This window comes from Leucothrix arctica (assembly GCF_003172895.1).
GTDB lineage: Bacteria > Pseudomonadota > Gammaproteobacteria > Thiotrichales > Thiotrichaceae > Leucothrix > Leucothrix arctica.
In genome coordinates this window covers 1-12469 of record NZ_QGKL01000010.1, presented here as the reverse complement: position 1 = coordinate 12469, position 12469 = coordinate 1, and the positions used below count along the sequence as shown (strand labels likewise).

Here is a 12469-nt window from a genome sequence, read left to right as displayed (position 1 = left end):
CATATACTTTAGGAATACCAACAATACAATATTGTTTCCTAGCTATCGTAAACTCCAGTTAATTCTTCAACTTGTTTTTGCACTAAACGAATTTTGCTTGATTTCGATAAGCCTTTATAGCGCTTGGGTGTTTTATCAATAACTTCAATGGTCTCAGACAAGGACTCTAAATCCGGCTTAATACGGTGCCCATTGGTTACTTCTATATCCTCACCAATCCCCCCCATATTACTAGCTACAACCCAGCAGCCACATGCGACTGCTTCACGAGTAACTAAGCCGTAACTCTCAGGCCATTTTGACGGTGCAAATAATACATCAAGCTTTTGATATAACTTATCTACTTGATTTTGAGCAATGCGCCCAATAAAAGTGACCGGAACATCACCCCACTGTGTGTTGTTAACATAGCCTTCTTCTTTTGAATGATCAACAATCAACATCTCAATATTCTTTGGCTGTATAACCTCGATCGCATCTTTTAGTAGGAAGTAGCCTTTATGCTCCGCCATACCACCAATATGAGCACAAACAACTTTTTCCGTATAAGCCGTATCTTTTGGATGCCAATCAACCGACTCACTTAAACCATTCTTGTTAACTTTAATATTATCATAACCATTTTTACGGTAAATCTTTGCAAACCCTTCAGATACTGTTAACAACGCTTTCGCACCATAAAGCAATACTCGGAAATACATCATTCGCTCAATGGACTCAATTAGAGTGGTATTAGGCAGCAATACTCTTGGCGCATAGATATCTGGGTGACCATCTGGATAGACCGTATTGTGTTGATCCACCAAAAACTGGAAGTCTGATATCCACCAAGCATCATGAGCTGTAATGAAATAAGGTATTTCAGCATCCTTAGTTGCTTCAATTACCGATGCTGTTAAGCGCTGAACACAATGGAAATGAACAATATCTGGCTTTTCTATCTCTAAAAACTGTTGAAACAGTTTATACATATTGTCGTCTTTGGGATGCCAGTCCATATGCTCTCTATAAAGAATAGTGGAGCGATATACAGTTATTCCTTGATGTTGGTAACAACTTAGTTGATAGGGCGTTGTACAATGATTATCTGAAGTAAATACAACTAGATCAAAATCATCGCCATGATGCTTTTGTAACTCATCTATATTATCTGATACGACACGAGTAGCACCGCCTATAGCTTGGGGCGGAAAGAAAACGTTAACAATGGCAATTTTTTTCTTCTTAATTTGCCTTTGTGGTGTTTGCGCCTCAAGCGTACCCTTTAAAGATTGGACTAGTGATTGCCCCAAAGCTTCAACACTGTACTCACTTCTCACACGAGCAAGGGCGTTGGCTGCAAGGGTTTTACGTAACGCTTCATCTTTTATTAGCCTCCTAAGTGATTGCGTCCACTGATCAGGCGCACCAGCTAATAGAGCATCTTTACCATGATTAATCACATCTCTGTAGTTTGCCGTGGTGCTTAAAATCGAAGGGACATTCATGCAAGCAGCTTCAAACCACTTCAGCTCACTCTTGCAACCATTAATTACATCATCAGTTAAAATTGCTAAGTTTATATCCGCTTTCTCTAAGAAGCTCCAGTATGCACGTACACTTTTCACTGCTGGAAGAACTACCAATTGAGATGCAAATTGATCTTTAAACGATTTAGGTAACTCTAAATAACCTGCAATTACCAAACGGACTTTCTTGTTCTCGGTTAGCACAGTGCTTAGTGGCTCGAGTACTTGCTCAATAAAATCACTATTATGTGCCTGTGTCCCACTACCATAAAATATATCAACAGTATCTTTTTGGCTTTTATCTAAATTTGAGAAATAATTGATCTTATCTAGCCCATTGCGGTGTAATAAACAAATGCCAGATTGCACTAAGGGCGCTAGTCGCTCTTGCAGCAACTTGGTAGAGGCAATGCCAAAGCGACAACGCCTAGCGGCAGAGGCAAAGTTAGCCGCAGATTTCCTTAGTTCAATATGAGTATTTACGTCAACATACCCGCCAAAGGTCTCTATAGGTGCTGGGTAGCTAGTTTCAAACAACAAATCATCAATTTCATAAAAAGAAGCTTTACCATTGGCATTTATTTTAGCAATCGCTTTTAAAATTGCAGGCAAAGCAGGAACACGATAAAAAATCACCACGTCGTGCAGCATTAGCTCACTTTGACGCTGACTCAACTCACGCCAATCAATCGTTGAAACAGCCTTACCCTGTGACTCTAATTGCTCAGCCTTCTGATCAATACGGTAACGGATACACTGTGGAATATGGTAATCACCAACAATGAGCACCCGATCTGTATTGAGGTTGTTACGTAAAGCCACTTCTGATGTAGTAGTATAAAGTTGAAAATACGATTGATAGATTATTTCGACATACTTTTCTGCACAATCCAATAAAGCCTGGCGTTGATTTAAGTTAGCAAGAACTTGCATTTCCCCCATATTATCGAGATATAGCTTTTGGCAAAAATCATCAACCCACTCAACAACCGCGCTTTGGTCTGGGTTATCCTTATGGTATTGGGTTAAAAAATGTAGAGCACTGGTGATATTAGTGAGCTTTTCAAAACAGGTTAGCAAGGACCCCACAGCCCCATGACTTAGTTTCTTATCAACTTGATAAGCTTGCTCATATACCTTCTGTGCCGTGCGGTAGTCACTTTGCGCATAAAACGTACCGGCTAAAATTTCGAGAACCTCTGATGAGGGTTTAAATTGACAAGCAATACGCCACGCACTACGTGCAACTTCTAACTTATGACCTTCATTTCTATGCTTATAATGGTCATAAGCGGTAAGTCCGACTTTTTTATAGATTTCAACAGTATCGTTAACATTATCTGAAAACTGTATTGGCTTAACTACATTTCCTAAGCAGCTGTCTAGTATATCTCTGACAGTAACAGAAAGGCCACTATTTTTGGTTAAAATAAAACCAAAATCTAATTTACTAGGGTCAAGCAAAAGTTGATCTTGATTTTGTGTGTCAGCCCATTGCTTAGCTGTTGCGACTCGCCCTTCATTTTTCCCATATCGGAACCAGTGTAACTTAGCACCGACTTGATTAACTATTTTCGACGTTGCTAAATCTGGATAAAACCCTAAGTAAAAATCGCTATCAAGTACAAACTGCATTTCTGGTGCAAATTCGACGAACGCTTTTTCATTTGGATAACGGCCCTCTTTTTTGCCATAGCTCGTCCAGTGACTTCTTAGCTCGTTTTCAGAGTGTTTTTTTAGATCCAAATAATGTGCGCGGTAAAAAACAATATCGAGTGACCAATCAGAATAAGGATGGAGCAATATCTCGTTCTTCTGTTTTATATCCACATTATCATTAAGTTGCGGTGGTGGTTTTGTAGAGGATTTGCCAAGCTGCTCATCTTGATTAGTATCTGTAACTTTGCTTTGCTTTACACCTTCGGAGTCAGTTGTTTTTTGAGGGGTTATAGTTGGTTCGACACTCGATTGGGAAAGTTTTTTCTTATCCATAAGAGTATTTAATCCCGTTTCATGTACTTTAATTGAATTTTTTTTACTACTCGCCATATTTTAATCACTGATGTAATTTAGAGCAAACAAAGTTGGAACATATCATATTAATGATAAGTTATCGGTTTCTTCTCAAGCGTACGTCTGGCAATTAAGACCAATTAATCACAAGAGATCTGACGCAGCTTTGCATACACTAAGTATTCAGAAAATAGAGCGACACCTATTCCATGAGGGGTTAAAGAGGTCTATGAACCCAACATCGTATTTAATTTAACACTAGCTAGCTTAAGAGTATAGAATTTTAGACTAAAGACCGCTAGTTTAACCATCTGAATTTATCAGCCTTTTGTAACGCTTTCGCGAATCTACCAAAGCTTAATGATTGTCATCAAGGGGAATATCTAATGAATACTTTATTCTCCTCCACAAATATCTCTTCGTAAGACTTTTTTTCACATAAAGGTGGTAAATCACTCCTTGCAAGTAGCATTCATGTGCTGCCATAATGCCTAGAAAACTACCCCTCTATTAAAATCTTTATCACTCTAAAAACCTCATGCAAAAAAAATCACCATTAAACATTCTAGTCTCACTATGTCTCGCCCCCCCCCTAGACCAAAAGTCATGACCTCTACCATTGAGAACTATGTGGGTAGTTAAGATAAAAACGCTAAAAAGTGATAGGGAGCCCTCTTTTATCGCCAGTAAAACTATTGCTTATCTTACTGAGTAACTTTAATTAAAGAGCTCTAACTCTTCATCACTTATAGAGTATATAAATATGCTAAAGAAACTTAAAAAGTTTATAAAGAAGCAGTCTGGAACAACAGAACACTCACACTTGAAGCTTATTGAAACAACAGATTTATTTGATGAAAATTATTACCTAATTCAATACCCCGACCTTCAAAGAACAGGGTTAAACTATGCAAAACATTACCTAAAAAAAGGCTGGAAAGAGGGGCGCAATCCGAGTCAAGCTTTTAACACCAACTCATACTTAAATGCTAACCCAGATGTCAAGAACAGGGGTATGAACCCTTTGCTGCACTACATCTTGTTTGGTCAATACGAAGGTCGTACACTGACGCACAAAACAAACTCTCCAACTCACCTGAGTCAAACACCTCCGTCCCCAGCACTACAACCCAACAAATGGTTAAACGAGACAACGGATACTGCACAGACATACAGATTATTGAAGGACTCTCAATTGTTCAGCGATAGTTACTATATTCAGCATTATTCAGATATCCAACAAGACCCTATCGAACATTACGTATTGTATGGTGCAAAAGAAGGGAGAAACCCGTCACATGAATTCAATACGTTACATTACTTAGAAAAAAATCCCGATGTTGCGGCATCCGGCATGAATCCACTTGAGCACTTTATTCGGTTTGGTCAAGGCGAAGGGCGCAAAGCTAGAGTAAAGTACGTTAACCCGTGTGCTCATCAACTAACTAACTCCCCTTCACTGATTTTTGTATCACATGAGGCTTCAGAAACAGGAGCACCTGCTGTTCTTCTTTCTCTCATGAATTGGCTTAAAGAACACACAGATATCAACTTCTCAATTGTGGTCGGTGCGGCAGGTCCATGGGACGCTAAATTTGAAGCCATTGCTCCAACCTTCTTCATGGATAGACCTCATACAGGTGACGATATTGCTGACTTTTGTGGTGATCATGTACAAACTATATATATAAATACTATTGCTGCCGCAAGTTATGCGAAAGCTTTTGAATTTTTACATGCGGAATTTGTTACGCACGTGCATGAAATGGAGAATGTTTTCCAAATTTTTGAACATAATGTAGCTATATTAAAGGATATTTGTCAAAAGTACATTGCTGTCTCGCCTGGTAGTGTTGAGTCATTAAACAAACGCTTTGCTGATATAGACCTACAGTATCTTAAGCCCTTCATCAATCGTTATTCTCAGACTGAGAAAACCACTCACCCATGTGAAAGCAAAAAACTGATTTTTGGTTGCGGCGCTGTCGAAAAAAGAAAAGGGTTTGACTTATTTTGCAAAGTCGCGCAACAACTTAAACAAAACAAAACCCTTAATATTGAGATGCATTGGATTGGCTCTGACCAGAATAAAGACCTCAACGCTGCCAATACCATTGCTGAGTTTGATGTTGAAGATATCGTAAAATTTATTGGCCCCAAAGGTAATCCAAGGGATTACTTTATACACGGTGACCTCTTCTTACTCACTTCTCGTGAAGATCCTTACCCGTTAGTGTGTATGGAAGCAGCTGAACAAAGACTCCCTGTGATCTGTTTTGATGAACAAGCCGGAGGTATGCATACTTTTGTCGAGACAGATGCTGGCAGAGTAGTGAAATATTTAGATGCCAATGCAATGACAGCAGCAGCAGTTGAGTTATTAACTAACGAAGAGCTAAGCAGAAGCATGGGCAGTGCTGCGAAGCAAAAAGTGATAGAGCGTCATTATGTAGATGTAATTGCTCCACAGATCCTCGATTTTTTGCCCGCGTCAGCGACTGTTGGTCAACTTGATAAAATCGAAAATTACAAAGCGTTAATTGATAACGCAGACATCGTCTCTTTCGATATTTTCGATACGCTTGTTACACGAGAAATGGCACAACCAGAAACAGTGTTTGATATCGCTGAATACCAACATACAGCACAAGAAGCTGGTATTTTATCACTATTTGAAGAGCGCATGAAAACCGCTGGAAAAGTACTTGGCAGTAAACAAGGCAGAGTTGATGATATCTCGATTGATGAAATCTACCAACATATGCCTTTATATCGCAATAGCCAAATTGAAAAACGCGCTGAGATTGATACCTGCATTGAGCACCCAACGGGTAAAACGCTTTACCGCCATGCTCTGAAGCAAGGTAAAAAAATCTTCATTACTAGTGATATGTACCTTGATCGTGACACCGTCGAGCAAATATTAAAAACTAATGGTTACAATAAATGGAATGAGTTCTTCTTATCTTCAGAGCGCGGTAGGAAAAAAGACACTGGCAAATTGTTTAAAGATGTAATAGAAGCCGCGCTACAAATAGGCATTAAGGCTGATAAGATCATCCACATTGGTGACAACTGGATTGGAGATGTAAAGTGCGCTCGACAAGCGGGACTAAATGCGGTTCGTTTTTCTCCAATTTATGAAAGCGATAGCAAGATGATTCAACTGAGTCCGAAGCAACAGCAATCATTATCACAAATGGGACGGATCTGGGAAAGCTTTAACATTCAAGCAACTCGCTTGTGGGCACAAGCTAATCCGCAATTAGCCAACGACTTTTATACCAAATTAGGCTTTGAACTTACAGGCCCACTCACCACTATGATGGCCATGCACACCAAAAATATAGCTGATGAGCAAGGTATTAAAAAAATCGTATTTATGGCACGAGATGGCCGCATCATCAAAAAAGCATTTGATACTCTATATAAAAGTCAGATTGAACAAGGGCAATACCAGTCTCAATATTTACACTTATCTCGAGCAACAGTTGTCGGAGCCACACTTGAAGAACAGTTGTCTTCAAATGACTTGTATTTTTTAATTGAAGGCCTACACCTTGCGGAAAAACCTATCAGTTACTTCTTGAAGAAAGCCAAGCTTTCCCCAGATGACAGCTTTATAAAGACTAAAGTTGAAGCAATATTTAAGTCGGTAGATTATGTACCTAACTGGAATGATTTTTCTAAGCTATCTGATATGCTGGAATCTCTTTCAACAGAAATCTATCACGCCAACAGCGCACAGCGTGATGGATTAGCGCTTTACCTCAAAGAACATGGTGCTTTAGATGCTAAGAAAGTATTGGTAGTTGATGTTGGTTGGCTAATTAATATTCAATCTCGCCTAGACCGTTTTGTTAAATCACTTAACCCATCTACGAAGATCATTGGTGCTTATGTAGGAACCCGCGAGCGTGTCAATAAGAGTCTCACACACTCTTCTTTACTTTACAATATGGGTGAACCTACACTCTATTCTCGGTTTTTAGAAGATAACGTAACCTTATTTGAAGTTTTGTTTTCATCCCCAGAGCCTTCCGCAGCAGCGATTACTGCAATAAATGGTAAAGCAGAGCTGGAGCTTAAAGAACTGGGCTCACCATTACCAAAAGAATATATTGTTGCCCAAAAGCTACAAATGGGCGCAGAATCATACTTTGATAGATTAGTACAATCAGTCAATTCTCACTTACCGTTAAGTATTTCAACTGATTATTTCTACTCGATTTTTGAGGCTCTAGTCAAAACAAATAATGACATTGCCAAAGTAGAGCTTGGGAATTTTGAAGTACGCTTGGGCGGTCACCACGAGTTTGTCGCTTATCAAAGCTTAATAGCTACCGAACCAAATATTGACTACGCATATACACCACATAATGAATATTTTGAGCCCATTTCCTATTTCGCTGATAAAGAAAATGAAAATATTGATAGTCTAATCATTACTTCCGCAGGATTAGATAATGGTTCAACTAGATACCGAGCACTTCATTTAGCAGAATCGTTACAGTATCAGGGTAAAAATGCGGTTGTTATACACTCCCAAACCAGCTTAGAAACAGCAAAGGTATTAATTCAGCGCTCTCAGCGCATAGTCTTCCAACGAGTCTTTGCAGAACAAGGAAATATAGGAAAGTTTTTAGCGTTAGCAAGGCAATACGAGAAGTATTGTGTCGGTGAGATGGATGATTTAATCTTTCCTGAACACATAGCTGAAGTGGGCTCAGTAAAAGGTGGTGAGTGGGATTTGGATCAAGCAATGTTTGTTGCTACTGCTTATGAGAGTTTTATGCTTAAGTTAGACAGCATGATTGTTTCGACTCCTGCTCTTAAAAGTCATATAGAAGAGAAATACCAAATTAATTGTCAAGTCATACCTAATAAGGTCAGCGCTAAGGACATCCGTAAACCAGTGCCTAAATCAGGCCCATTAAGACTGCTTTATTCTTCTGGAACATATTCTCACAGAGAAGACTTCCAAATGATTGAGCAAGAGTTGTTTGATTATCTAAATGACACCCCTAGTGTTACATTGTCAATCTTAGGGGCAACCCAGTCTTCTGAACGTATTCTTTCTCTGTCTAATGTTAGTTGTTATCCATTACTAGCTTACAGCGCTATGCTTGAGTTTATTGCTAAACACGACTTGATGCTAGTACCCTTGGCTAATGATGTTTTTAACAATGCTAAATCTAATGTTAAGTTTGTGGAAGCTGGTGCGGTAGGTGTACCAGTCCTAGCTTCGAATGTCAGAGAGTTTGCTTCATGTATTGATCATGGGGTTAACGGGTATTTATTTGATAAAAGTATTAGTGAAATATTAATAAGTCTGGATAACAATAAAATTAATAAAATTCATAGTGATTTGCATACTGCAATAAAAGAAAAATTTAATACTAAAATTATAACCCAGTAATATTTTTGGGTCTTTAAGGTTGAATATGAAAAATTTATATATACACATTGGTATGCCAAAAACTGGAAGTAGTGCAATACAAGCTTTCTTTGCATGCAACAATGAACTTTTACAAGAAGTTGATTACTGTTACCCTTGGCACCCAGGATTTGGACAAGCTTTTCAAACTAGCGCAGGAAATGCAACTAATCTCCATCATTGGATTATTGATGAAAAATTTGAAGAATTAGAAAGAGCTATAAATAATATAGATCAAAAAAATATAATACTTTCATCTGAGGTTTTGTTTCACACAGCTAGGCTACACCCTAAAAGCTTTGCAAAGGCTCTAAAAAAATTCAACATTAAACTCATATGTTACATAAGAAAAATTGATGACCTGATGGATAGCTGTGTTAATCAGCTTGTGAAAAATCATGGCATGACAGACTATAGTGATTTAAAAACTATAATAAATGACCATGACTACTCTACAACATTGATAAATTTATCTAACTACATAGATAAAAAGAAAATAAATATTCGTATATACGATCGATCAACTTTTACTGATGGTGATATATACCAAGATATTTTAGAAGCAATTGAAATTAATAAAAACCTTACAATTTCTAACTTTAAAGCACCAGAGAAAACAATAAATCCTTCTTTAGTCCCTGAAGCATTTGAGTTAAGACGGCACCTGAACTCAATATCATTTAACACTAGCAACGACCAAATAAAGTATGATTTCAATGGCATTTTAGCTTCATATAGTGTAGAAAAAAATAAAGAAAAATTCAGCATACTTACAAAAGAGGAAAGAAAAAAAACTTTTGACCTCTTTAAAGAAAGAGAGATGAACTTAAATAAACATTTTTTCGGTTCAGAAAACAGAATTTTTTCTCATATAACTAATATCGAAAAACCAAAAATATCTCTTGATAAAATAGGTGATGTATTATTTTTTATTTACAAAAAGGACCCCAGACTACTATTTTCGATAATTAAAAAAACAAGTACATCAGAACAATCTAGAATTCTATTGAAAATATTTAACTTATATCTATTTGAAAAAATAGACAACAATGATAAAGCAAACATTGCGCCACTAATCAAACCACCTGTTCTATCTGTACTTCCTTACAATTTCAACTCATTAACTTATGGTCTAAGCAACGATACTCTGATAGAAAACATTAAGTATGCAACGAGAATAGAATCAACCGGCCGAGACCCATACTATTCATTAAGAACGATTAAATTAGAAAGCTCAACTATAATAATTATAATCACTATGAACTCTAATGTTAGTGGTAAAGCGCAACTTCACTATCAAACGAATAAGAAGCCGTTCTACGGGGAAAACAAATTCCAATTAAAAAAAGTGAGCAAAGGGTATAACGAACTTAAATTTATAATAAAAGAAGATAACTTAAATGGTAAATTCAGATTCGATCCAATAATGAGTGAAGGTATAGTTGATATCTACAATACATCTATATATTCTTAAATGAAGACTGAAAGCCTCAAGGATCATCATGAACACCAACATAAATGACTTTATTGATAAGATCTGTAACTGGAAAGATAACTTTGAAATATTAAGATATCCATCAAAAAAAAATGGAAAAGATGATATATCTATAATTACAAACTATATACGAGAAAATAAAGTTCAGGAATTACTAGATTATACAAAAAAATTCTATGTTTCAGAGTACTTTTCTTTGCCACACCCAGATAATGATAAGGTAGTTACTTATCCTTTTGCGTCAGTAAGCATAGGATATTGTAACTTTTTGTTTATGACCGATGAACTGCAAGAGAAACCGTGGATGCTAGTTCAAGCAGGTAATTTTCTTGATTGCTTTTTTACTCATACAGGTATAATTTATCATGTTAATAGGAGAAGTTCATGGCTGCCAGCAGTTTCAAATCTATCAAAGTTAATTAATAAAGAAAAACTTAAAGAAAAACTTAAAGAAAATAACTTCAAGAAGAAAAAGACAACAGGAATATTAATAAGCTCTAACAGACCGTATCATTTTTTTTACGACCAACTTTACGTTATTAATTATATATCAAAAATCTACAAGACAAACCGAGTTTACTACAATGATATATTTTGGCCAATACAAGATATTATTAATAGCGCCGAGCCTCAAAAAAGAAAGAGTGACATTAAAAACATATACATTTCACCTAAAGCTATTTCACAAACCAATTTCTATAAAAACAACAAACTAGTCAATAAAACGATGACTGAATTTGAAGAAAAGTGCTTAAGAAGCAAAAAAACATTACTTCAAAAAAAATTTAAAGAAAACCAATTAAAAATTGTATTGAATATTTCAACGGAAAAGAGAAAGTGGGTTGAACAGTCTGATGGATACTCAGAAATAATTAACAACCTATCCAATTATTTTGATAGATTATTTATTTTATTCGATGGAATGACATCCCAGATAAATCAACCGGTAAATACTGAAGAAAATATAAAAACATATACTGAAATACTAGAAAAAATAAAAAAATCAAAAAAAATTGAGACACATATAATATTTGGCAAAACATACCCTGATAAAATTGAATACTACAACGATTCAGATCTAGTTATATCTCCAATGGGAAGCAGTGCAATAATACCATTAAGATTCACTAAGAATAACACTATACAATTTTCCAATATTGATATGGGAGAAACTGTTTCTAAATCTGAAGGTGATTTTTTTGTAATAAATAGAGAATTAAAATTTACCTCACAAGAGAAACCAAAGCTAGGAAATCAATGGCAACATGCTGATTACCACATACCTTGGCAACATATTTTTAATCTTTCCGTAAGTCTAATAAATAAAACAAAGAATAAGGAAATACCACTATTACCCATCCCTCTTAATAAAAAAGAAAAGAACATATTTTACTTAAACCAAAAAAGACTCAAAGGTAACAACAAAGTTGAAGATGTATTAAGGGAAGTTGCCTTAGCTTTTGAACGATCTGGTAATATACAATTAGCATATGAACTAATTAGTAAAGCACATGAAATAAAGCCTAACGGTCCCTTAATAAATCTTAAGTTGAATGAATACAAGCAAAAATTAGATGAACAATGAACATACAACTTCTCGACTGCACTTTACGCGATGGAGGTTATTACAACAATTGGGACTTCTCACAATTAATTGTTGAAGCTTACTTAAAAGCAGTTGCGGATGCTGGTATTGACTACGTCGAACTTGGCTTACGTAACTTCCCTAAAAACAGCTTTTTATGTGTTTAGATCCAACTGGTTATGGGCTTTCTAAATTTGATAAACTATACCATGCTCGTCAAGTGATGAAAGATCTTTTAAACTCTGGAAAGCAAACATGAATGTTCATCGTAACGCTCGAACCACTCCTAAGACTCGTGAAGAAATTCATGCCAGTAAAGGCCATATGACCATTGATGTGGCAGCAAAGCACTTTAATGTAAGTCGTGGCACGATTATAAAGTGGCGTAAGCGTAAGAACTTCAATGATAAATCTCACCGACCTAACCGGTT

General features: G+C 36.4%; 5 protein-coding genes. 4 read left to right on the top strand and 1 reads right to left on the bottom strand.

Translation table 11 applies throughout. The annotated features are described in order from the left end of the window. Nucleotides 1-38: 38 nt before the first annotated feature. The gene (locus DKT75_RS02415) at nucleotides 39-3500 is read right to left on the bottom strand and encodes a glycosyltransferase (RefSeq protein WP_109821975.1); all 3462 of its coding nucleotides are present in this window, start codon (nucleotides 3498-3500) and stop codon (nucleotides 39-41) included. A 784-nt stretch (nucleotides 3501-4284) separates the two neighbouring features. Here DKT75_RS02415 and DKT75_RS02410 point away from each other — a divergent pair. Genes DKT75_RS02410 through DKT75_RS21790 form a run of 4 tightly spaced genes read left to right on the top strand, consistent with a single transcriptional unit; the run spans nucleotide 4285 to nucleotide 12205 of the window. Further along, a complete protein-coding gene (locus DKT75_RS02410) occupies nucleotides 4285-8940 on the top strand; it encodes an HAD-IA family hydrolase (protein ID WP_109821840.1) in 4656 nt (1551 codons plus the stop codon). 25 nt (nucleotides 8941-8965) lie between these two features. Then, a complete protein-coding gene (locus DKT75_RS02405) occupies nucleotides 8966-10432 on the top strand; it encodes a hypothetical protein (RefSeq protein WP_109821839.1) in 1467 nt (488 codons plus the stop codon). A 28-nt stretch (nucleotides 10433-10460) separates the two neighbouring features. Further along, on the top strand, nucleotides 10461-12038 hold the full coding sequence (locus DKT75_RS02400; RefSeq protein ID WP_109821838.1) for a hypothetical protein: 1578 nt from the start codon (nucleotides 10461-10463) through the stop codon (nucleotides 12036-12038). After that, nucleotides 12035-12205, top strand: coding sequence for a hypothetical protein (locus DKT75_RS21790; RefSeq protein WP_158278782.1), 171 nt, complete (start codon nucleotides 12035-12037; stop codon nucleotides 12203-12205). The genes DKT75_RS02400 and DKT75_RS21790 overlap by 4 nt, the downstream gene beginning before the upstream one ends. The last annotated feature ends 264 nt before the right edge of the window (nucleotides 12206-12469 follow it).